The sequence below is a fragment of the Rhodococcus (subgen. Prescottella) equi genome, from assembly GCF_003013675.1.
Lineage (GTDB): Bacteria > Actinomycetota > Actinomycetes > Mycobacteriales > Mycobacteriaceae > Prescottella > Prescottella equi.
In genome coordinates this window covers 3542020-3564232 of record NZ_CP027793.1, presented here as the reverse complement: position 1 = coordinate 3564232, position 22213 = coordinate 3542020, and the positions used below count along the sequence as shown (strand labels likewise).

20 protein-coding genes are annotated in these 22213 nt (G+C 69.7%); 13 read left to right on the top strand and 7 right to left on the bottom strand.

The genetic code is table 11. From position 1 onward, the window contains the following. Positions 1-155: 155 nt before the first annotated feature. Positions 156-644, top strand: a complete 489-nt coding sequence (locus C7H75_RS16625) for a GNAT family N-acetyltransferase (protein ID WP_013416622.1) — start codon at positions 156-158, stop codon at positions 642-644. Between the two features lie 5 nt (positions 645-649). Here the strand turns inward: C7H75_RS16625 and C7H75_RS16620 are convergent, their stop codons facing one another. After that, entirely contained in the window at positions 650-1300 is a 651-nt protein-coding gene (locus C7H75_RS16620) for an ACT domain-containing protein (RefSeq protein WP_005518989.1), read from the bottom strand. A 188-nt stretch (positions 1301-1488) separates the two neighbouring features. On the opposite strand from C7H75_RS16620, the gene gatC reads away from it, so the two are divergent. Beyond that, on the top strand, positions 1489-1788 hold the full coding sequence (gene gatC / locus C7H75_RS16615; protein WP_005518991.1) for an Asp-tRNA(Asn)/Glu-tRNA(Gln) amidotransferase subunit GatC: 300 nt from the start codon (positions 1489-1491) through the stop codon (positions 1786-1788). After that, complete coding sequence (gene gatA / locus C7H75_RS16610; protein WP_081182266.1) at positions 1785-3269, top strand: Asp-tRNA(Asn)/Glu-tRNA(Gln) amidotransferase subunit GatA; 1485 nt, start codon at positions 1785-1787, stop codon at positions 3267-3269. Before gatC ends, gatA begins: the two co-directional genes overlap by 4 nt. An 84-nt stretch (positions 3270-3353) precedes the next feature. Here gatA and C7H75_RS16605 read toward each other — a convergent pair whose 3' ends face one another. Genes C7H75_RS16605 through C7H75_RS16595 form a run of 3 tightly spaced genes read right to left on the bottom strand, consistent with a single transcriptional unit; the run spans position 3354 to position 5878 of the window. After that, entirely contained in the window at positions 3354-3878 is a 525-nt protein-coding gene (locus C7H75_RS16605) for a mycothiol transferase (protein WP_005518997.1), read from the bottom strand. A 45-nt stretch (positions 3879-3923) separates the two neighbouring features. After that, positions 3924-5273 carry an alpha/beta-hydrolase family protein gene (locus C7H75_RS16600; RefSeq protein WP_081182261.1) on the bottom strand — a complete coding sequence of 450 codons (1350 nt, stop codon included), beginning with the start codon at positions 5271-5273 and terminating at the stop codon, positions 3924-3926. After that, positions 5270-5878 carry a hypothetical protein gene (locus C7H75_RS16595; RefSeq protein WP_005519000.1) on the bottom strand — a complete coding sequence of 203 codons (609 nt, stop codon included), beginning with the start codon at positions 5876-5878 and terminating at the stop codon, positions 5270-5272. Before C7H75_RS16595 ends, C7H75_RS16600 begins: the two co-directional genes overlap by 4 nt. Before the next feature lie 206 nt (positions 5879-6084). On the opposite strand from C7H75_RS16595, the gene C7H75_RS16590 reads away from it, so the two are divergent. From C7H75_RS16590 to C7H75_RS16570, 5 genes are all read left to right on the top strand, one after another. After that, positions 6085-7230, top strand: a complete 1146-nt coding sequence (locus C7H75_RS16590) for a sensor histidine kinase (RefSeq protein WP_005519001.1) — start codon at positions 6085-6087, stop codon at positions 7228-7230. 9 nt (positions 7231-7239) lie between these two features. After that, the gene (locus C7H75_RS16585; protein WP_106852027.1) at positions 7240-7902 is read left to right on the top strand and encodes a response regulator; all 663 of its coding nucleotides are present in this window, start codon (positions 7240-7242) and stop codon (positions 7900-7902) included. 81 nt (positions 7903-7983) lie between these two features. Next, entirely contained in the window at positions 7984-9015 is a 1032-nt protein-coding gene (locus C7H75_RS16580; RefSeq protein ID WP_005519004.1) for an ATP-dependent 6-phosphofructokinase, read from the top strand. A 22-nt stretch (positions 9016-9037) separates the two neighbouring features. Continuing rightward, the gene (gene gatB / locus C7H75_RS16575) at positions 9038-10546 is read left to right on the top strand and encodes an Asp-tRNA(Asn)/Glu-tRNA(Gln) amidotransferase subunit GatB (RefSeq protein WP_037086173.1); all 1509 of its coding nucleotides are present in this window, start codon (positions 9038-9040) and stop codon (positions 10544-10546) included. Positions 10547-10557: 11 nt separating this feature from the next. Continuing rightward, positions 10558-11766, top strand: a complete 1209-nt coding sequence (locus tag C7H75_RS16570; protein ID WP_022596926.1) for a cation:proton antiporter — start codon at positions 10558-10560, stop codon at positions 11764-11766. A 3-nt stretch (positions 11767-11769) separates the two neighbouring features. Here the strand turns inward: C7H75_RS16570 and C7H75_RS16565 are convergent, their stop codons facing one another. Next, positions 11770-12912 carry a PQQ-dependent sugar dehydrogenase gene (locus C7H75_RS16565; RefSeq protein WP_106851610.1) on the bottom strand — a complete coding sequence of 381 codons (1143 nt, stop codon included), beginning with the start codon at positions 12910-12912 and terminating at the stop codon, positions 11770-11772. A 117-nt stretch (positions 12913-13029) separates the two neighbouring features. Here C7H75_RS16565 and C7H75_RS16560 point away from each other — a divergent pair, with 117 nt between their 5' ends. Further along, positions 13030-13929, top strand: coding sequence for a DoxX family protein (locus C7H75_RS16560; protein WP_106851609.1), 900 nt, complete (start codon positions 13030-13032; stop codon positions 13927-13929). Between the two features lie 75 nt (positions 13930-14004). On the opposite strand, the gene ilvD is transcribed toward C7H75_RS16560, so the two are convergent. Together ilvD and C7H75_RS16550 are read right to left on the bottom strand one after the other, a co-directional pair. Continuing rightward, positions 14005-15846, bottom strand: coding sequence for a dihydroxy-acid dehydratase (gene ilvD / locus C7H75_RS16555; RefSeq protein WP_005519009.1), 1842 nt, complete (start codon positions 15844-15846; stop codon positions 14005-14007). Between the two features lie 189 nt (positions 15847-16035). Further along, the gene (locus C7H75_RS16550; protein ID WP_013416611.1) at positions 16036-16539 is read right to left on the bottom strand and encodes a PH domain-containing protein; all 504 of its coding nucleotides are present in this window, start codon (positions 16537-16539) and stop codon (positions 16036-16038) included. A gap of 285 nt (positions 16540-16824) precedes the next feature. On the opposite strand from C7H75_RS16550, the gene C7H75_RS16545 reads away from it, so the two are divergent. From C7H75_RS16545 to serA, 4 genes are all read left to right on the top strand, one after another. Next, on the top strand, positions 16825-18774 hold the full coding sequence (locus C7H75_RS16545; protein WP_005519011.1) for an acetolactate synthase large subunit: 1950 nt from the start codon (positions 16825-16827) through the stop codon (positions 18772-18774). Beyond that, positions 18771-19274: an acetolactate synthase small subunit gene (gene ilvN / locus C7H75_RS16540; RefSeq protein ID WP_005519012.1), complete on the top strand. Its 504-nt coding sequence runs from the start codon at positions 18771-18773 to the stop codon at positions 19272-19274. The genes C7H75_RS16545 and ilvN overlap by 4 nt, the downstream gene beginning before the upstream one ends. 64 nt (positions 19275-19338) lie before the next feature. Next, positions 19339-20352, top strand: coding sequence for a ketol-acid reductoisomerase (gene ilvC, locus C7H75_RS16535; RefSeq protein WP_005519013.1), 1014 nt, complete (start codon positions 19339-19341; stop codon positions 20350-20352). A 263-nt stretch (positions 20353-20615) separates the two neighbouring features. After that, positions 20616-22208 carry a phosphoglycerate dehydrogenase gene (serA, locus tag C7H75_RS16530; RefSeq protein WP_005519015.1) on the top strand — a complete coding sequence of 531 codons (1593 nt, stop codon included), beginning with the start codon at positions 20616-20618 and terminating at the stop codon, positions 22206-22208. Positions 22209-22213: the final 5 nt, after the last annotated feature.

Below are 22213 nucleotides of genomic sequence, written 5' to 3'. Positions count from 1 at the left end.
TCCGTTGTGGCGCGGCGCACGTACCCGGCGCGCCCGCGGTGGTGATCGCGTTCGTCCAGACCGAGTGGTCCGAGTGTGGCGGGCGTCTCATTTCCGCCGCTCGGGGCATCTGAATCGGTTTTCTGACGGAGGGCAGTGGCTGACATAGTGACGCCATGATCGATATCCGGACCGCCACGCCTGCCGACTACGACGCCGTCGGCACCCTGACCGCCGACGTCTACATCGACGGTGGTTTCGTATCGGAGTCCGACATGTACGCGGAACGGCTGCGCGACACGGCGTCCCGTGCCGAGCACGCCGACGTGGTCGTCGCGGTCGTCGGTGACGAGATCGTCGGGTCGGTCACCATCGCCGCACCCGAATCGAAGTTCGCGGACGTCGCGGAGAAGGGTGAGCTCGAGTTCCGCATGCTGGCGGTCGCGCCCACCGCCCGCGGCAAGGGCGTCGGATCGGCCCTCGTCCGGCACGTGCTGGACGTCGCCTACGAGCGCGGTGACCGCGCTGTCGTGATCTCGACGCAGTCCGACATGGTGGACGCCCGACGGATCTACGACCGCAACGGTTTCGTCCCGGCGCCCGAGCGCAACTGGGAGCCGGTTCCCGGCATGGAGCTCACCGCCCTCGTCCGCGAACTGGTCTAGCGGTCTCAGCCCAGCACGGTCGCGACGATCCCGGCCAGATAGCCCAGGCGGGCCACCTCGGACGGGCGGAACTCGGGCCCGCCGGGGCGGCCCAGCACGAGCACCTTGCCGCTGGTGCCGAGCGGCGCGGCGGCGAGGGTGGTGTCCATGTCGCGCCACGACTGCGGTACCCAGTCGGCCTGGCCGTCGAGGACGGTCGCCTTCGCGAGGGGCATCCACGGGGCGTCGCCGGCGTGTGTCTCCGGCGCCCCCGGGCTGCCGACGACCCGGAACGCGCCGTGCGGACCGAGGTCCATCACCGTCGACCAACCGACGCGCAGCACGCGCGGTGCGCCGTCCACGAGGACCTGCAGCCGGTCGGAGTGCGCCGCCGCGACGTTGTCGATGAGTTCGAGTTCGCGATGGGTGTCGAGGATTCCGGCGTACGGGCGGATCGAGTCCACGCGGACGTCGGGGAGATGTTCGGCGGCGGTGATGAGCGTGTCGGGAAGCGAGCCGCTCGCGACGTCCACTACGAGATCGTCGACGGCGAATCCCGAACCCCGCTCGACGACGTCGAGCGAGAGGATGTCCGCGCCGACCGAGCCGAGCGCGACGGCGAGTGCGCCGAGGCTGCCGGGACGATCGGGCAGCTGGACTCGCAGCAGGTACGACACGTGCGGCCTTTCCGTTCGTTCGAAGACTGAAGTTTCGACACCGAAGAAGGGACACGGTGCGAGCCCCCGCCGCCTCCATCCTTTCACCCCGGTCCCGCCGCTGCTCGGGTGACGGGCTGCACGGCCCGCGACGGCCACGCTCTAGGCTGGTGGGAACGTTCACTCCGACCTGAAAGGGGTCACCGAAGGTGCCTGCCATCTCCCGTGACGAGGTCGCCCACCTCGCCCGGCTGTCCCGGCTCGCCCTGACCGACGCGGAACTCGACGAGTTCGCCGGTCAGCTGGATTCGATTCTCAGCCACGTGAAGGCGGTGGCGGAGGTCGCGGCAGATGATGTCCCGCCCACCGCGAACCCCAACCCCGTCGTCAACGTGACCCGGCCCGACGTCGTCGTCCCGGGTCTGACGCCCGAGCAGGCACTGTCCGGCGCTCCGGCCGTCGAAGAGGACCGGTTCGCCGTTCCGCAGATCCTGGGAGAGGGCGAATGAGCACCGATCTGACCCGTCTCGACGCCTCGGACCTGGCGTCGAAGATCCATTCGCGCGAGATCTCGTCGGTCGAGGCCACGCAGGCGCACCTGGATCGGATCGCAAAGGTCGACGGCGAGCTGCACGCGTTCCTGCACGTCGCGGGCGAGCAGGCGCTCGTCGCGGCCAAGGAGGTCGACTCCGCGATCGCCGCCGGTGACAAGCCGGTATCGGCGCTCGCGGGCGTGCCGATCGCCCTCAAGGATGTCTTCACGACCACCGACATGCCGACCACGTGCGCGTCGAAGATCCTCGAGAACTGGGTCTCGCCCTACGACGCCACGCTCACCACCAAGCTGCGCGAGGCCGGCATCCCGATCCTCGGCAAGACGAACATGGACGAGTTCGCGATGGGCTCGTCCACCGAGAACTCCGCGTACGGCCCCACACGGAATCCGTGGGACACCACGCGTATCCCGGGTGGTTCGGGTGGCGGCTCCGCGGCCGCGCTCGCGTCGTACCAGGCGCCGCTGGCGATCGGCACCGACACCGGTGGCTCGATCCGCCAGCCGGCCGCGGTCACCGCGACCGTCGGCACCAAGCCCACGTACGGCACCGTCTCGCGCTTCGGTCTGGTGGCGTGCGCGTCGTCGCTCGACCAGGGCGGTCCCTGCGGTCGTACGGTCCTCGACACCGCGCTGCTCCACGAGGTCGTCGCCGGGTACGACCCGCGCGACTCCACGTCGGTGAACGAGCCGGTCCGCCCGGTCGTCGAGGCCGCCCGTCAGGGTGCGACCGGCGACCTGAAGGGCGTGCGGGTCGGCGTCGTCAAGGAACTGCACTCCGACAGCTATCAGCCCGGCGTCATCGCGTCGTTCGACGCCGCCGTCGAGCAGCTGACGGCGCTCGGTGCCGAGGTCGTCGAGGTGTCGTGCCCCAACTTCCTGCACGCGCTCGCGGCGTACTACCTGATCCTGCCGAGTGAGGTGTCCTCGAACCTCGCACGCTTCGACGCGATGCGTTACGGCCTGCGGGTCGACGACGGCAACATGAGCGCCGAGCAGGTCATGGCCGCCACCCGCGCGGCCGGATTCGGCAAGGAAGTCAAGCGCCGCATCATGATCGGCACCTACGCGCTGTCGTCCGGCTACTACGACGCCTACTACGGTTCGGCGCTCAAGGTTCGGACGCTGATCGCCCGCGACTTCGATGCCGCCTACGAGAAGGTCGACGTCCTGGTGTCGCCGACGAGCCCGTTCACGCCGTGGAAGCTCGGCGAGAAGGTCGACGATCCGCTGGCTATGTACCTGTCCGACCTGTGCACGCTGCCGACCAACCTGGCCGGTCACTGCGCGATGTCCGTGCCGTCGGGTGTGTCGGTGGACGACGGTCTGCCCGTCGGCCTGCAGATCATGGCCCCGGCGCTGGCCGACGAGCGCCTGTACCGCGTCGGCGCGGCCTACGAGGCGGCCCGCGGGCCGATCGCGTCGCCCGTCGCGTAACACCCGCTCCGCACGACGGCCCGGATCCGAGACACGGATCCGGGCCGTCGGCGTTCGCGGGCCGCGACTGGGGCGGGTCCGCGGCTAACGTTCCTCGAACAGCCCCCGCACGTACGCGGCCTGCCCGAGGTGCTGCAGGCAGTCCCCGATCACGCTGACCAGTCGGACGGACACCGTGACGGGCGGATCCCACCGCCGGTCCACTACCCGGTCGAGTTCGTCGGCAGTGAGTTCGTCGAGGTACTCGAGTGTCGCCAGGTGGACGTCGCCGTGGTAGTCGGCGAGCAGTTGGGCGTCGGCGTGGACCTCGCCGACCTGGGTGCTGTCGTGCCCGAACCCGATGTCCGACGCGGGGAACGGCAGGCCGAACCGGTCCTGCCAACCACGGGACGTCCAGGCCTGATCCACGTCGGCGATGTCGCTCACGTGGTCGTCCTGGACGCGGGTGAGGTGCCAGATCAGCCACGCGATCGAATTCGCCTGTGGGCCGGGACGATAGTCGGCCATCTCGGTGGTCAGTCCGTCGGTGCTCGCGAGAACGAGTTCGCGGATCCGTTCGAAATTGTCCCGCAGGATCGCCCGCGCTGGTTCCGTGTCCGTTGCACTCATGTCTCCACGGTAGGTGGGTCAGACGAATGTGTCCGGGGATCGGGGTCAGCCGCAGTCACGCATCGCCAGTCCCTGGTCGTCGCCGTAGCGATGGCCGTGCCCGGACGGGGCATTCAGGGCGAATACGAGATCGATGCCGGTCTGGACGAAGCTGACGACGGGAATCCACTGCGGCACAGGCGCATCGACCCGCGCATGGGCGAGGTCGGGTGCTCGCGTCAGAAGTGCCGGCGACCACCAGACGACCGGGTCGGAACTGTTCGCGAGGACTGTCGCGTCGTCGGTGCGCACCGAGCCGGCCGGCGGGCCCGCCCAGAGCACACTGCACGTCCGTGCGCGCTGGTCGGCGACGTCGTCGAAGATCGCGCTGCCACCGATGGACCCCAGGCTCTGCCCGTACACGTGCAGCGCGGGACGTTCGGTGGCGGGCAACTCTCCGATCCGCGCCGCGACGGCGGCGAACAGTGCACGGGCGGACGCCTCCGCATCGGCCCGGCCGAAGACGAACGTCGCCCAACTCGGCGCGTACGAGTACTGCATGCCCACGATCGCGACGTCGCCGGCGAAGCGGCGTTCGAGTCCGCGTGCGGCCTCACCGTCGATCCACCCGGAGCCGGTCGGCACCGCGACCACCACGTGCGCCCGGCGCAGGCCGCCCGCGCGCTCGAGTTCGGCGACCGCGAGGCGCGCCCGGGCCCCCGGCTCCGGGGCCGAGTCGAGACCGACGTAGGTCCGCACGCTGCGCGGGTCGGAGATACCGGCGACGAACCGGCGGCCCTCCGCGCCCAGCGTCGACCACGGGACGAGCGAATCCGGATCACCCGGCGCGAGTGTCGGGTCGATACGGCCACTCGTGTTCCGAAAGTGTTGCGCCGCAGCATCGGCCGCTGCCGGTGCGGCGCCCGCGATCAGCACGGTCCCGGCGACGAGCGCCAGTGCGGCGCCGCGCAGCAGACCGAGACGTCGCGCGACACTGCGGATTCCGCGAGCGACCGCGAACAGGGCCAGGCCGGTGATTCCTGCCCAGACCGTCACTTCCGCCCAGTGCCCGGCCCCGACCGGTGGTGCTCCCATCGCCGCCCGCACCGCATTCTGCCAGTGATTCGCGGTTCCGACCGACCAGACGACGGCGGCACCCGCGAGGACGAGCGCGACCACCCGGGCGTCCCGGTGCGGGGCCGGGTGGACGGACCGCAGGCGTCGCACCGTCGTCACGACGCCCCAGCCGAGCACCGCCAGTATCCCGGTCAGCACACCCTGCACCACCGGGCCGCGGGGCAACAGCGACGGTGCGAGCGACGCCACGGCCCCGCTCGTCACCGCCGCCGTCGTGGCGACGCGGGGCAGGGAGAGGGCGCCCGCGGCCGCCGCGCGTGACGCGTCGACGGCACTCATGCCGCACCCCCCGTCCTGATCCGCCGGATCACGAACGCCGTGAGCAGTACGCCGGCGGCGGCGAGGGCGCCCCCGACGGTGTACCGGATCCAGGGTTCGTCGACGGGGGCGCCGTAACCCTGCCGCCGCGAGTTCCAGCCGACCGCGGTCGCGGCGGTATCGGCCATCACGAAACACTGTGCGCGGTCCCGGATCCGGGCATCGCAGGCGTCGTGCAGGCGCCGGTCCAGCTGGGCGTCGATCTCGGTGCGCGCCCACGTTCCCAGGTCGCCGCCGTTCAGGTGGGCGTACCGCAGCAGGTCGTAGCCGAGATCGTGCGACTTGCAGGCGGTGTCGAACTCGGACGGCAGCGGGATCGGCGACGAGCATGCTCCGTCCGGATTGACGAGCATCCCGTCCACGACGGTGGGCCGGTAGCCCATCACCGTGGTGAAATCGTGCGGGACGACCTCCGGTGACCGGTCGTCTGCCGTCAGCGCGGCCACCGCACGCGCGGCGACGGTGTCCTCGCGCAGAGGATCGGCGTCGGCTGCGGGAGCGTACGACGTCGCGGTCACGATCGAGGTGGCGGCCAGGACCGCGCCGGCCCAGATTCTGGTTCGCATGCCAAACGACGCTAGAAACGGGTATTGCGCTGGGACATCACCCCGAAGTGCGGATCACGCCCCGCCCCGCGGCGGGACGGGCGACGAGCCGCTCGTACCGGGGAACCACCGCGATCTCACTCTCAGGTATGACGCCCGACGAGACCGCAGTTCCTAGAGTCGGATCCGTGAGTGGCAATCGAGTGGTCCGTGATGCGACGAATCGGATGCGTGGGCACGGGGTGAACATCCTCATCGGCCTCGTCACCGTCGTCCTGTACGCGGTGGCGTGGCCGACGCTGCATCTCACCCATCAGGTCTCGTACCCGATGCAGCCGATCATCGCGGCGCTCGCCGCATGGCCGTTCATCCTCGTCCGGGCCAATCCCGCACTCGGATGGGCAGTCTCGGCCGTGTCGGCGCTCGTGATCCCGTGGGTGTTCGACCTCGTCCCGGACTCCGGGTACGTGTACCCGTGGCAGGTCGTGCACATCATCGTGATCATGACGCTGCTGCTGGCGGTGAGCCTCGTCGCCGGGCCGCCCACCGTCGTGGTGGCGTGGATCTCCACGGTGCTGTTGTTCTTCGCCGACGCTCCGGGCGACGACGGCATCGGCTGGGCGGTCGGGTTGAGTGCCCTGGTGGTGTTCGGTCTGCTGGTCCGCTGGCTGGTGCTGTCCCGCCGACAGCTCGCCGCGGAAGAGGAGGCCGGTGAGCTGGAGCGGGCACGGCGGGCGATCCTCGAGGAGAAGGCACGCATCGCCCGGGACCTGCACGACGTCGTGGCCCACCACATGTCGATGGTCGTCGTGCAGGCGCAGAGTGCGCCGTACCGGATCGCATCGGTGTCCGACGAGGCCAAGGCCGAGTTCGAGTCCATCGGCGCCACCGCGCGGGAGGCGCTCAACGAGATCCGCGGTCTGCTCGGTGTGCTGCGGAGCGACGCGGAGACGATCGAGCGGGCGCCGCAGCCCGGCGTAGACCAGGTCCAGGCGCTGCTCGACGGTAGTAGGCGTGCCGGGATGACGTTGTCGTGGAACGTGACCGGTGATCCGTCGGTGCTGTCCGAGATGTCCGGGCTGACGGTGTACCGCATCCTGCAGGAGTCGCTGTCGAATGCGTCGCGGCACTGCCCGGGCGCACACGTGACGGTGTCGGTCGATTACGGGCCCTCGGTCACCTCCCTCGTGGTGGCCAACGGTCCCGCGCTCGCCTCCTCGGCGGCCTCGCCGCGGCCGGAATCGTCGGGCGGCAGCGGGATCGCGGGCATGCGTGAACGCGCGGCCGCGATCGGCGGCACTCTCGACGCCACCGCGAGGGACGACGGCGGATTCGAGGTCCGGGGACATATCCCGAACGCCCCGCTCGCCTAGGCTGTGGCGGTGGCGATCACGGTATTCATTGCGGACGATCAGGCGATGGTGCGGCAGGGCTTCGGTGCGCTGCTGGGGGCCCAGCCCGACATCAGCGTCATCGGCGACGCCCCCGACGGTCGTGCCGCGGTCACCGAGGTCAAGCGGCTGCGGCCCGACGTCGTGCTGATGGACGTGCGGATGCCGGAGATGAACGGGCTCGACGCGGCGCGCGAGATCCTCGCAGCAGCAATGGAACCGCCGGTGCGCGTGCTGATGCTCACCACGTTCGACATCGACGAGTACGTGTACGAGGCGCTCGGGATCGGCGCGAGCGGCTTCCTGCTCAAGGACGCGCCGGCGGAGGAGCTGATCCGGGCGGTGCGGGTGGTGGCGGCGGGGGAGGCGCTGCTCGCTCCGAGCGTGACCAAACGGTTGATCGAGGACGTCACGCGGCGCCGGGCCTCCCCGCGCCGCCGCGACCGGCAGCTCGAGACGCTCACGCCCCGCGAGCGTGAGGTACTCGAGTTGATCGCGGCGGGACTGTCGAACGTCGAGATCGCCGAACGGCTGTTCGTCGCGGAACAGACCGTCAAGACCCACGTCGGCAAGGTGCTGTCGAAGCTCTCGCTGCGCGATCGCGCGCAGGCCGTCGTCATGGCGTACGAATCGGGGCTGGTCACCCCCGGTTGATCGACTCGGCGTGCCGGATCGGCGCTGGAGCGGCAAGATGAACAGGGACCGCTCTGCAAGCGAACGCCGAGAGGTGCCGTGATGCGCATCGGAATACTCACCGGAGGCGGCGACTGCCCCGGTCTCAACGCCGTGATCCGCGCCGTCGTGCGCACCGCGGACAGTCGGTACGGCAGCACCGTCGTCGGATTCCGGGACGGCTGGCGCGGCCTGCTCGAGGACCGCAAGGTCCAGATGCGGAACGAGGACCGGATCGACCGCATCCTCGCGCGCGGCGGCACGATCCTCGGCACCGCCCGCGTCAACCCGCAGAAACTGCACGACGGTCTCGACCGGATCAAGCAGACGCTCGACGACAACGGCATCGACGTCCTCATCCCGATCGGCGGCGAGGGCACGCTCACGGCCGGCAGTTGGCTCGCCGAGAGCGGCGTGCCCGTCGTCGGCGTCCCGAAGACGATCGACAACGACATCGACTGCACGGACGTCACGTTCGGGTTCGACACGGCACTGACGATCGCGACCGAGGCGATCGACCGGCTGCACACCACCGCCGAGTCGCACCAGCGCGTGATGCTCGTCGAGGTGATGGGCCGGCACGCCGGGTGGATCGCTCTGCAGTCCGGCATGGCGTCCGGCGCGCACCTGACACTGGTGCCCGAGGTGCCGTTCGATGTCGACGAGGTCTGCGCACTGGTCAAGAAGCGGTTCCAGCGCGGCGACTCGCACTTCATCTGTGTGGTCGCCGAGGGAGCGGCGCCGGACCCGGAGTCGATGACGCTGCGTGAGGGCGGGATCGACGAGTTCGGGCACAAGATCTTCACGGGCGTCGCGCAGCAGTTGGCGGTCGAGATCGAGCGACGCATCGGCAAGGAGGTGCGCACAACGGTGCTCGGTCACGTGCAGCGCGGCGGCACACCCACCCCGTACGACCGGGTGCTGGCGACCCGGTTCGGCGTCCATGCGACCGACGCGGCGCACAACGGACAGTTCGGGCAGATGGTGGCGCTGCACGGCACGAACATCGAGTTGGTGCCGCTGTCGGAGGCGACCAAGCAACTCAAGACGGTGCCCGTCGAGCGCTACCGGGAGGCGGCCGCGTTCTTCGGGTGACGAGGCGCATAAACTCATGGCCATGACTGCCGCCGTGTCCGCTGACCTTCTCGACTATGACGCCGTCCTCGCGAAGTTCGAGCCCGTACTGGGCATGGAAGTGCACGTCGAGTTGCACACCGCCACCAAGATGTTCTGCCCGTGCCCCACGACGTTCGGTGCCGAGCCCAACACGCAGGTGTGCCCCGTGTGCCTCGGCATGCCGGGAGCGCTTCCCGTCGTCAACCAGGCCGCCGTCGAGTCGGCGATCCGCATCGGCCTCGCGCTGAACTGCTCGATCACCCCGTGGGGCCGGTTCGCCCGGAAGAACTACTTCTACCCGGACCAGCCGAAGAACTACCAGATCTCGCAGTACGACGAGCCCATCGCGACCGAGGGCTACCTCGACGTCGTGCTGGACGACGGCAGCACGTGGCGGGTCGACATCGAGCGCGCGCACATGGAGGAGGACACCGGAAAGTCGCTGCACGTGGGCGGCGCCACCGGTCGTATCCACGGCGCCAGCCACTCGCTGCTCGACTACAACCGCGCGGGCGTGCCGCTCGTCGAGATCGTGACCAAGCCGATCACCGGTGCCGGTGAGCGGGCCCCCGAGGTGGCGCGGGCCTACGTCGCCGCCCTGCGCGACCTGCTCAAGGCCCTCGACGTCTCCGACGTCCGCATGGATCAGGGCTCGCTGCGCTGCGACGCGAACGTCTCGCTCATGCCGATCGGCGCCGACGTGTTCGGCACCCGCACGGAGACCAAGAACGTCAACTCGCTCAAGAGCGTCGAGACGGCCGTCCGCTACGAGATGCGCCGTCAGGCCGCCGTTCTGCTCTCCGGTGGCGAAGTCATCCAGGAGACCCGGCACTTCCAGGAGGGCGACGGCACCACGTCCGCCGGTCGCCGCAAGGAGACCGCCGAGGACTACCGCTACTTCCCGGAGCCCGATCTCGAGCCCGTCGCACCGGACGCCGCGTGGGTCGAGGAGTTGCGTGGCACGTTGCCCGAGCTGCCGTGGCTCCGCCGTGCCCGCATCCAGGAGGAGTGGGGCGTCTCCGACGAGGAGATGCGCGACCTCGTCAACGCCGGTGCCCTCGACCTCGTCATCGCGACCACCGAGGCCGGCGCACCCGCGTCCGAGGCCCGCTCCTGGTGGGTGGCATACCTCGCGCAGCAGGCCAACACTCGCGGTGTCGAGCTGACCGAGCTGGCGATCACCCCGGCGCAGGTCGCCAAGGTCGTCGCCCTCGTCGCGGACGGCAAGCTGACCAACAAGCTGGCCCGCCAGGTAGTCGACGGCGTGCTCGCCGGCGAGGGTGAGCCGGAAGAGGTCGTGGCCGCCCGTGGCCTCGAGGTGGTGCGTGACGACTCGGCACTCCAGGCCGCGGTCGACGAGGCTCTCGCCGCGAACCCCGACATCGCCGACAAGATCCGCAGCGGCAAGGTCGCGGCGGCCGGCAAGATCGTCGGCGACGTCATGAAGGCCACTCGCGGACAAGCAGATCCGGCGCGTGTCAAGGAACTCGTCATCGCCGCGTGCAGCTAATGTAGCGGCGCATGAGCGCTGCCGTAGCCACGTCACTCTTCTGGATCACAGTCGCCGCGGCGATCGCGCCACTGATCGCGGGATCGTTGCGGCGCAAGCTGATTCCCGAGGTCGTGCTGCTGCTCGTGGCCGGGATCGTGATCGGGCCGTACGCGCTGGACCTGGCGAACGTCGACTCCGAGATCGAGCTGCTGCGTGAGCTCGGGCTCGGCATGCTGTTCCTGCTCGCCGGATACGAGATCGACAGGGACGAACTGACGGGCCGCGGCGGACGCCGTGCCCTGATCACGTGGCTGATCTGCCTGGCGCTGGCGTTCGCCGTCGTCGGCGGGCTGGCCGCGGCGGGACTGGTGCACTCCGAGATCGCCGTTGCGATCGCGCTGACGTCGACCGCGCTGGGCACCCTGCTGCCGATCCTCAAGGACCGCGGTCTCGTCGAGACCCCCGTCGGCCGCGCGGTGCTCAACCACGGCGCGATCGGTGAGATCGGCCCGGTCATCGCGATGGCGGTGCTGCTGGGTGCGCGCGGTGCGGTGCTGTCGCTGGTCGTGCTGGCGGCGTTCGCGGCCGTCGCGGTGGTGGTGGCGCTGCTCCCGGCGCGGATCCTGCGCGAGGGCACCGACCTGCTGGCCGTCGTCCGCCGCGGGTCGGACACCACCGCCCAGACCACGGTCCGGCTAGTGATGCTGCTGCTCGTCGCGCTCATCGCGGTCGCAGCCGTCTTCGACCTCGACATCATTCTGGGCGCGTTCGCGGCAGGCTTCATCCTGCGGCGCACCGTGCCGGACGGCAACGAGCAGCTCGAACACAAACTCGAGGGTCTGGCCTTCGGCCTGCTCATCCCGATCTTCTTCGTCACCTCCGGCATGGCGATCGACGTGTCGGCCGTCGCCGACGAGCCGGGGGTGCTGGCCGCGTTCCTCGCCCTGCTGGTGGTGGTGCGCGGTCTGCCGGTGTTCGTCGCGTCGCGCTACGACCGGATCGCATCGTTCGACACGCGCGAGAGCCTGCAGGTCGCGCTGTACTCCACCACCGGTCTGCCGCTCATCGTCGCGGTCACCGGCGTCGCGGTGTCGGCGGGGCAGATGTCGAACGCCACCGCATCCATCCTCGTTGCCGCGGGCGCCATCTCGGTGCTGATCCTGCCGATGCTCGCGGGGTTCCTCGTGAGGCGCTCCCCGACGTCGCCGGGCGACGCCCACGAGGGGGTGAGCGCCTGAGCGTCAGTCGAATCCGCCGCCGCCGGACGGCAAGGGGATCTTCACGACGCGGTCGTCCGTCGGCCCGGGCTCGCCGCCCGACTTGTTGACCGTCGACGCCCAGATCTGACCCTCACCGCTGATCGTGACGTCGCCGAGCCGGCCGTAGAGATTCTGTGCGAGCTGCGCGGGCGCGGACGACACCGAACCGGTCTCGCGGTCGGTCGTCAGCACCGCCACCGCGCGCCCGTCGGTGAGCGCGATCGCGACGGCGCCCGCCGCCACCGCGCATCCCGCGACGCCCGGCTTGTCGGGCCACGTCCACACCGGGGCGGCGCCGACGCCGCCGTCCGGGCGGATCCGCTGCAGCCGGTCCTCGGTCGCCGTCCGATCCGTCACCCACACTCCGCCGTCCACGTCGGTGCAGACGCCGCCGGCGCGGCCGAACCCCGACGCGGCGACGGCCGGAGGCGGCGGCGCCGGAGCCGTCGACAGCGACGTGACACGGAGGAGTTTGCCGGCCAGCGATCCCGGATCGGCCGCGGCGGCCGGGTTGCCCGCATCGCCCGTGAGCACCATGAGCTCGCCGGGCTTCGCGAAGGTCAGTGACCCGGCGTTGCCCTCGGCGCCCCGCGGAATGCCGGTGAGCACGTCCTTGGGAACGTCGCCGGGGGCGACGCGCACGACGCGGTTGTCGGTGTCCGTCGTGATGTACGCATAGACCAGCCGGTCCTCCCCGAAGGTGGGGGAGAGCGCGATGTCGAGCAGGCCGCCGTCGGATCCCGAATCCACGGGCACCGAGGCGAATTCGGTGGGCGCCTGGCCCTGCGTCACCAGCAGGATGCGCCCGGTGCGCCGCTCGGTCACCAGCGCCGACGCCCCGTCGGGCAGCATCACCAGTCCGCCGGTGGCGTCGAGACACGTCGCCACGACGTTCGGATCGCGGTCGAAGCACGGCTCGTCGGGCACCGACGGCTGCGGCGCCACCGACGACGGCGGTGACGGTTCCTTCGGCTGCACCTCGCCACCCGACCCGAACGTCGGTTCCGGGGTGAACGGGGAGGACGCGGTGTCGTCGAAGCGAGCGCATCCCGCCGCCGCGACCACGACGATCGAACAGAATGCGGCCGCCGTCGCACGGCGGGCCCGCAGGCTCGGTACACGCATCCTCATGCTGCACGACGTTACGGAAGGGCACGCCGTCGCCGCCACGTCGCCCGGTGTGACCGGCGCGCCGAGGCGCCAATCCGGTGACCCACCGCGATCCGCCCTAGGCTGCCTTTCGTGACCGACAAGCCGAGAGAGCACCCAGCGTCCACCGGCCAGGGAACCGCGCCCAGTCCGTTCGACCAGCCGACGGAGCGGTTTCCCGCACAGTCCGTCCGGCCGTCGATCCCGCGCACCGACGACGATTTCGACCCCGGGGCGGACGATCTGAGCAGTCTGCCGACCGAACAGCTGCCCGTCTACCGGCCCGCCGCGAACGCACCGGCCCCGCCGGTTGTCGACGATCAGGTCACCGAGGTGATTGCGCGTCCCGAGCCCACGGTGTCGGAGCCGATCGTTTCGGGGCCGACTGCTTCGGAGCCGATAGTGTCCGAACCCGTCACGGTCGCCGCCCCCGTCGCAGTGTCCCCGCAGGGGCCACCGCCCGAGAGCACGGACCAGCGTCGCGGCACGCTCGACGTCGGACTGTTCGTCCTGCGTCTGGCCGTGGGAGGCACCCTCCTCGCGCACGGTCTGCAGAAGCTGACCGGATGGTGGAACGGCCCGGGGCTCGGCGGATACCGCGACGACCTCGTCACTGCCGGTTTCGATCACGCGCGTGCCCTCGCGGTCGCGGGCGCGGTCGGCGAGGTGGCCGGCGGTGCGCTGCTGATCCTGGGCCTGCTCACGCCGTTCGCGGGTGCGGCGGTGCTGGCGGTGATGATCAACGCGTGGTGCCTGAAGCAGTCGGCGCTGCCCGGTCTCGAGTACTTCGCGCCCGACGGCGTCGAGTACGAGACGCTCCTGGGGGCCGCCGCCGCTGCCATCGTCCTCACCGGTCCCGGCCGGATCGCGCTCGACGGCCGGCGCAAGTGGGCCACCCGGCCGCACGTCGGGTCCGTCGTCATCCTGCTCGTCGGGGTCGCCGCCGGTCTGACGGTGTGGTTCGTCTTCAACGGCGCGAATCCCGTCATCTGAGCCGCCCGATACAGCTGAAGGGTCCCTTCACGCGCTCACAGCGCGCGAAGGGACCCTTCAGCCGTTGTAGCGGTGTTACGGCACCTGGCGGACGGCGCCCTTGTCGGCCGAGGTGGCCAGGGCGGCGTACGCGCGCAGCGCGGTGGTGACGGTGCGCTGGCGGTCGACCGGCTGCCACGGACGCTCGGACGCCTCCATCTTGGCGCGGCGCGCGGCGAGGGTCTCGTCGTCGACGAGGACCTCAAGCGTGCGAGTCGCGACGTCGATGCGGATCTGGTCACCGTCCTCGACGAGTCCGATCACACCGCCCGACGCGGCCTCGGGGGAGATGTGGCCGATCGACAGGCCCGACGTGCCGCCGGAGAAGCGGCCGTCGGTGATCAGGGCGCACTCCTTGCCGAGCCCGGCGCCCTTGAGGAAGGCGGTGGGGTGCAACATCTCCTGCATGCCCGGGCCGCCCTTGGGACCCTCGTAGCGAACCACGATGACGTCGCCCGGCTTGATCTGCTTCTGCAGGATCACCGAGACGGCCGCTTCCTGCGACTCGACGACGACGGCCGGACCCTGGAACGAGAACAGTTCCTCGTCGATACCGGCCGTCTTGAGGATCGCGCCGTCGACGGCGATGTTGCCGCGCAGCACGCACAGGCCGCCCTCGACGGTGTAGGCGTGCTCGAGGTCGCGAATGCAGCCGCCCTCGGCGTCGGTGTCCAGTGCGCTCCAACGGTTGTTCGTCGAGAACGGCTCGGTGGTGCGCACGCCGCCCGGTGCCGCGTGGAAGAGCTCGATCGCCTCGTCGGACGCCTTGCCGGAGCGGATGTCCCACGTGTCGAGCCACTCGTCGAAGCTCTTGGTGTGGACGGTGGAGACGTCGGTCTCCAGCAGGCCGGCGCGGCGCAGCTCACCGAGCAGCGCGGGAATACCACCGGCGCGGTGGACGTCCTCCATGTGGTAGTCCGAGTTGGGGGAGACCTTCGACAGGCACGGCACCCGACGGCTGATCTCGTCGATGGTGCTCAGGTCGAAGTCGACCTCGCCTTCCTGCGCCGCGGCGAGCGTGTGCAGCACCGTGTTGGTGGAGCCGCCCATCGCGACGTCCAGTGCCATCGCGTTGCGGAACGCCTTGGGGGTGGCGATGTTCCGCGGCAGAACCGACTCGTCCTCGTCGCGGTAGTAGCGCAGCGCGGCCTCGACGACGGTGGTGCCGGCGCGGCTGAACAGGGCGCGGCGCGCCTCGTGGGTGGCCAGCGTGGAGCCGTTGCCGGGCAGGGCCAGGCCCAGTGCCTCGGTGAGGCAGTTCATCGAGTTGGCGGTGAACATGCCCGAGCACGAACCGCACGTCGGGCACGCCGAGCGCTCGACCTCGTCGAGACCCTCCTCGGACACGGAGTCGTTGGCGCTCGCGGAGATCGCGGTGATCAGGTCGGTGGGTGCCTGCGCGACGCCACCGACGACGACGGCCTTGCCGGCCTCCATCGGGCCACCCGAGACGAACACGGTCGGGATGTTCAGGCGCATCGCGGCATTGAGCATGCCGGGGGTGATCTTGTCGCAGTTCGAGATGCACACCAGTGCGTCGGCGGTGTGGGCGTTGACCATGTACTCGACGGAGTCGGCGATGATCTCGCGGCTGGGCAGCGAGTACAGCATGCCGCCGTGGCCCATGGCGATGCCGTCGTCGACGGCGATCGTGTGGAACTCGCGGGGCACGCCGCCGGCGGCGCGGACGGCCTCGGCGACGATCTCGCCGACGTTCTTGAGGTGAACGTGGCCGGGGACGAACTGGGTGTACGAGTTGGCGATCGCGACGATCGGCTTACCGAAGTCGGAGTCGGTCATACCGGTGGCCCGCCACAGCGAGCGGGCTCCGGCAGCGTTGCGTCCGACGGTGGTGGTGCGTGACCTCAGCGGGGGCATGGGCGGATTCCTTCGTCGATCAGCGGTTCTCGGCGGCGGGCTGTGCACGCCGAGCGCAGCGAGAAAAGTGTGTACGTGTGGGCCCGTGGGGTGCTGGTCGGCTGGACCCGATATCGGCTGTGAGAACTGCCTCGTCATCTCCGGTGGGAGTGGGAGACGTCCTGGTGCGACGCTACTCCCGTGACCGGGTCATTCGGCATTCGGCTCCGGCGCGTCGGTAGCTGCGGTCTCGTCCGACCGGGCTGCTTCGGCTTCGGCCGCACGCTTGCGTGCCTCGGCCGCACGAGCGGCCGCGTACGGGTCGGTGACCCGCCCACCGCTCGCGGACGCCAGCTGGGGCAGTCGGCCGAACGTCACGGTCGGCAGCGACACCTCGGTGCCGTCCACGAGGTCGGCCCGGGCCCAGCCGCGTTTGGGGAAGCGGAAGCCCTTCACCTGATCCCACGATATGGACTGCGACGAGAAGGCTCGCCGCAGCTCGAGCCCGTCCGGCGTGACGGTGGTGCGCACGCGCAGCACCCAGGCGCCGATCAGGAAGGGGATCACCAACGTCCAGGCGAACGCCGCCGGCCAACCCAGAACGGGGAAGCTGAGGCAGAACAGCAGGAAGATGCACGCAATCAGCGCGAGCGGCGAAATCCGGATGACCTGTCGGCTGTCCGCGGGCGTATGGGATGATGGCTGTGGTGGCACGGGCTGCTGAGGAGATGACACCTCTACATCTTCGCACTGCAGCCGAGGCATCTTACATTCTGGGACAGCGCACTCACCAAAGTTGACTGTCTACCATTGGCGCGCCTACCGTCGAGCGCGTGAAGCAGAATGAGTTGCTCGTAATCGGCCGGCGCGTCGTCGCCTGAGCCGGTTGTTGCAACTCGCCAGATAACGACGCGCCACCCTCGTACAGCTGATGCTGACGAGGGTTTTTTGTTGCCCGGATCCAGAACCGCAGAGCCAGAATCGCAGAGGACTTCTCCAGTGAGCGCACCAACCGCACGGCCTCAACCCACGCCGCGCAAGTCGGGAGCTACCGGCCCGACCGCGGGAGACAGCAGGGCCGCCGCCTCGCAGCCCGGTAACCGTCGTCAGGTCGCGCCCGAGCGCGTCACCGGCGCGCAGTCGGTGGTCCGCGCCCTCGAGGAGCTCGAGGTCGACACCGTGTTCGGTATCCCGGGTGGTGCCGTTCTGCCGGTGTACGACCCGCTCTTCGATTCGAAGAAGGTCCGCCACGTCCTGGTCCGCCACGAGCAGGGCGCAGGCCACGCCGCGACCGGTTACGCGCAGGCCACCGGCAAGGTCGGCGTCTGCATGGCGACCTCCGGTCCCGGCGCGACCAACCTGGTGACGCCGCTCGCCGACGCACAGATGGACTCGGTTCCGGTCGTCGCGATCACCGGCCAGGTCGGTCGCGGGCTGATCGGCACGGACGCCTTCCAGGAAGCCGACATCTCCGGCATCACCATGCCGATCACCAAGCACAACTTCCTCATCACCGACGGTGTCGACATCCCGCGGATCCTGGCGGAGGCGTTCTACCTCGCGTCGAGCGGTCGCCCGGGTGCGGTCCTCGTCGACATCCCGAAGGACATCCTGCAGGCGCAGACCACGTTCTCGTGGCCGCCGGAGATGCACCTGCCCGGCTACCGTCCGGTCACCAAGCCGCACGGCAAGCAGGTCCGCGAGGCAGCTCGGCTCATCGCCGACGCGAAGTCGCCGGTGCTGTATGTCGGTGGCGGTGTCATCAAGGCCGAGGCATCGGCCGAACTGCTCGAACTCGCTGAGCTGACGGGCATTCCGGTCGTCACGACGCTGATGGCGCGCGGCGCGTTCCCCGACAGCCACCAGCTCAACTGCGGCATGCCCGGCATGCACGGCACCGTCGCGGCCGTCGCCGCGCTGCAGAAGAGCGACCTGCTGATCACGCTGGGCGCGCGCTTCGACGACCGCGTCACCGGCCAGCTGGACTCCTTCGCCCCCGACGCCAAGGTCATCCACGCGGACATCGACCCGGCGGAGATCGGCAAGAACCGCCACGCGGACGTCCCGATCGTGGGCGACTGCAAGGAGGTCATCGCCGAGCTGATCGAGGCGATCCGCGCCGACCAGGCGACGGGCACGTCCTTCGATCTCACCGAGTGGTGGGCGTACCTCGACGGCATCCGTCGCACCTATCCGCTGGCGTACGACCGTCCCTCGGACGGTGCGCTGTCGCCCGAGTATGTGATCCAGGCCGTCGGCCGGCTCGCCGGTCCGGACGCCGTCTACTGCGCGGGAGTCGGTCAGCACCAGATGTGGGCGGCACAGTTCGTCAACTACGAGAAGCCGCGCACGTGGCTCAACTCCGGTGGCCTCGGCACGATGGGCTACGCCGTCCCGGCCGCGATGGGCGCCAAGATGGGTCTGCCGGACCGCGAGGTCTGGGCCATCGACGGCGACGGCTGCTTCCAGATGACCAACCAGGAGCTCGCGACCTGTGCGGTCGAGGGTGTCCCGATCAAGGTCGCGCTCATCAACAACGGCAACCTGGGCATGGTCCGCCAGTGGCAGACGCTGTTCTACGACGAGCGCTACTCCAACACGAACCTCGGCACGCACGGCGCCGTCCGCATCCCGGACTTCGTCAAGCTGGCGGAGGCGTTGGGCTGCGTCGGAATCCGCGTCGAGCGCGAGGAGGACGTCGAGGACGCCATCCGCACCGCTCAGTCGATCAACGACAAGCCCGTCGTCATCGACTTCATCGTCGGCAAGGACGCCCAGGTGTGGCCGATGGTCGCCGCCGGCACCAGCAACGACGAGATCATGGCCGCCCGCGGAATTCGTCCGCTGTTCGACGAGGACGAAGCTGCGGACGAGCCCGCAACCATTCACGAGGCCATGGAACGCGAGCAGCGTGCCGGTGAGGCCGCTTCCGGAGAGGAACGTCAGTGAGCACCAGCCACACCCTCAGTGTTCTCGTCGAGGACAAGCCGGGCGTGCTGGCCCGTGTCGCTGCACTCTTCTCCCGCCGGGGTTTCAACATCGAGTCGCTCGCCGTGGGCGGCACCGAGGTCCCCGACATCTCGCGCATGACGATCGTCGTCACGGTCGACGAGTTCCCGCTCGAGCAGGTGACCAAGCAGCTCAACAAGCTGGTGAACGTCATCAAGATCGTCGAGCAGGACAACGAGGCGTCGGTGGCGCGCGAGCTGATCCTGATCAAGGTGCGGGCGGACTCCAGCGTGCGCACACAGGTCATCGAGACGGTGAACCTGTTCCGCGCCAAGGTGATCGACGTCGCTCCGGAGGCCGTCACCATCGAGGCGACGGGCACCCGTTCCAAGCTCGACGCACTCCTGCGCATGCTCGATCCGTTCGGCATCCGCGAGATCGTGCAGTCCGGTGTGGTGGCCGTCGGCCGCGGGCCGAAGTCCATCACGGCCACCCGCTAGAACCGTTCACCAGCCGACAACAGACAATCAAGCGTTCATAGAACCCAGAGGGAAGGTAAGAACTGTGGCAGTCGAGATGTTCTACGACGACGATGCAGACCTGTCGATCATCCAGGGCCGCAAGGTCGCGGTCATCGGCTACGGCAGCCAGGGCCACGCGCACTCGCTGAGCCTGCGCGATTCCGGTGTCGATGTGCGCATCGGCCTCCAGGAGGGTTCGAAGTCCCGCGCGAAGGCCGAGGAGCAGGGCCTGACCGTCGGCACGCCGGCCGAGGTTGCCGAGTGGGCCGACGTCATCATGGTGCTCGCCCCCGACACCGCTCAGGCGTCGATCTTCAAGAACGACATCGAGCCGAACCTGAAGGACGGCGACGCGCTGTTCTTCGGCCACGGCCTCAACATCCACTTCGACCTGATCACGCCGCCGGCGAACGTCACGGTCGGCATGGTCGCGCCGAAGGGCCCGGGCCACCTGGTCCGCCGCCAGTTCGTCGACGGCAAGGGCGTTCCGGCCCTGATCGCCGTCCACCAGGACCCGAAGGGTGAGGGCCAGGCCCTGGCTCTGTCCTACGCCAAGGGCATCGGCGGCACCCGCGCCGGCGTCATCAAGACCACGTTCAAGGAAGAGACCGAGACGGACCTCTTCGGCGAGCAGGCCGTGCTGTGCGGCGGCACCGAGGAACTGGTCAAGACCGGTTTCGAGGTCATGGTCGAGGCCGGCTACGCGCCCGAGATGGCGTACTTCGAGGTGCTGCACGAGCTCAAGCTCATCGTCGACCTCATGTACGAGGGTGGCATCGCCCGCATGAACTACTCGGTGTCCGACACCGCCGAGTTCGGTGGCTACCTGTCCGGCCCCCGCGTCATCGACGCCGACACCAAGGAGCGCATGAAGGCGATCCTGGCCGACATCCAGTCCGGCGAGTTCACCCGCCGCCTGGTCGCCAACGTCGAGAACGGCAACAAGGAGCTCGAGGCTCTCCGCAAGGAGAACGCCGAGCACCCCATCGAGGTCACCGGCAAGAAGCTGCGCGACCTGATGAGCTGGGTCGATCGTCCGATCACCGAGACGGCCTGATCCACAGCCTCCGTCCGGCCCGGGGTCCGCGCGTACCGTCGTGCGGCCCCCGGGCCGGAGTCGTTTCCGGCTGTGGCGCGAATCTCCGAATTGCGCTCCGGCGGCGTCCACTATGTGGTAGCAGGTACCCGCCCTGCGGAATCGCGCCGCACTGCCAACTAAACTGATCACGACTGCGACCCGTGCGCGCCCGAAGCGGTGCCCGGCCGCGGACAATCGCTCGACCCGACACACCCAGACACCGAAACACAGGAGAGTTCCTCGTGAGCCAGAATGGCCGTCCCGTTGTCCTGATCGCCGACAAGCTCGCACAATCGACCGTCGATGCGCTCGGTGACGGTGTCGAGGTGCGCTGGGTCGACGGTCCGGACCGTCCCGCGCTGCTCGCGGCCGTGCCCGAGGCCGACGCCCTGCTCGTCCGCTCGGCCACGACGGTCGACGCCGAGGTCCTCGCCGCCGCCACGAAGCTGAAGATCGTCGGCCGCGCCGGCGTCGGCCTCGACAACGTCGACATCCCGGCTGCCACCGAGCGTGGCGTCATGGTCGTGAACGCCCCGACCTCCAACATCCACTCGGCCGCCGAGCACGCCGTCTCGCTGCTGCTGTCCACCGCGCGCCAGATCCCGGCTGCCGACCGCACGCTGCGTGAGAAGACCTGGAAGCGTTCGAGCTTCAACGGCACCGAGATCCTCGGCAAGACCGTCGGCGTCGTCGGCCTGGGCCGCATCGGCCAGCTGTTCGCGCAGCGTCTCGCCGCCTTCGAGACCGACATCATCGCGTACGACCCGTACCTGCCCGCCGCTCGCGCCGCGCAGCTGGGCATCGAGCTGGTCGACATCGACGAGCTGGTCGAGCGCGCCGACTTCATCTCGGTGCACCTGCCCAAGACCAAGGAGACCGCGGGTCTGCTCAACGCCGAGCGTCTGGCCAAGGCCAAGGACGGCGTCATCATCGTCAACGCCGCTCGCGGTGGCCTGATCGACGAGGACGCGCTGTACGACGCGCTCGTGAACGGCAAGGTCCGCGCCGCCGGACTCGACGTCTTCGAAACCGAGCCGTGCACCGACTCCAAGCTGTTCGACCTCGACAACGTCGTCGTCACCCCCCACCTCGGTGCGTCCACCTCGGAGGCCCAGGATCGCGCCGGTACCGACGTCGCGAAGAGCGTCCTGCTGGCCCTGGCCGGCGAGTTCGTGCCGGACGCCGTCAACGTCTCCGGTGGCCCGGTCGGCGAAGAGGTCGCCCCTTGGCTCGAGCTGGTCCGCAAGCTGGGCCTGCTCGCCGGCACGCTGTCGCCCGAGGCCGTCCAGAACGTCCAGGTCGTCGCGAGCGGGGAGCTGTCGGCCGAGAACGTCGACATCCTGGGTCTGGCCGCACTGCGTGGCCTGTTCTCGGCGAGCAGCGACGAGGCCGTCACGTTCGTCAACGCACCGCAGCTCGCCGAGCAGCGCGGCGTGAGCGTCGAGGTCGAGAAGCACAGCGAGGCACAGACGCACCGCAGCGCGGTCGAGGTTCGCGCGGTTGCCGCGGACGGCACCGTCACCACCGTCGCGGGCGCGCTGACCGGCCTGCAGCAGGTCGAGAAGATCGTCAACATCAACGGCCGCAGCTTCGACCTGCGCGCCGAGGGCCACAACATCGTCGTCCACTACACGGACCGCCCGGGCGTTCTCGGTGTCCTGGGCACCGTGCTGGGCACCGCCGGTATCGACATCCAGGCCGCCGCGCTGAGCCAGGACGCCGAGGGTGAGGGCGCCACCGTCATCCTGCGCGTCGACCGTGTCGTCGGTGACGCCGAGGTCGCCCAGATCGTGGAGCAGCTCGACGCCCGCGTCGCGCAGGTCGACCTGTCCTGATCCTC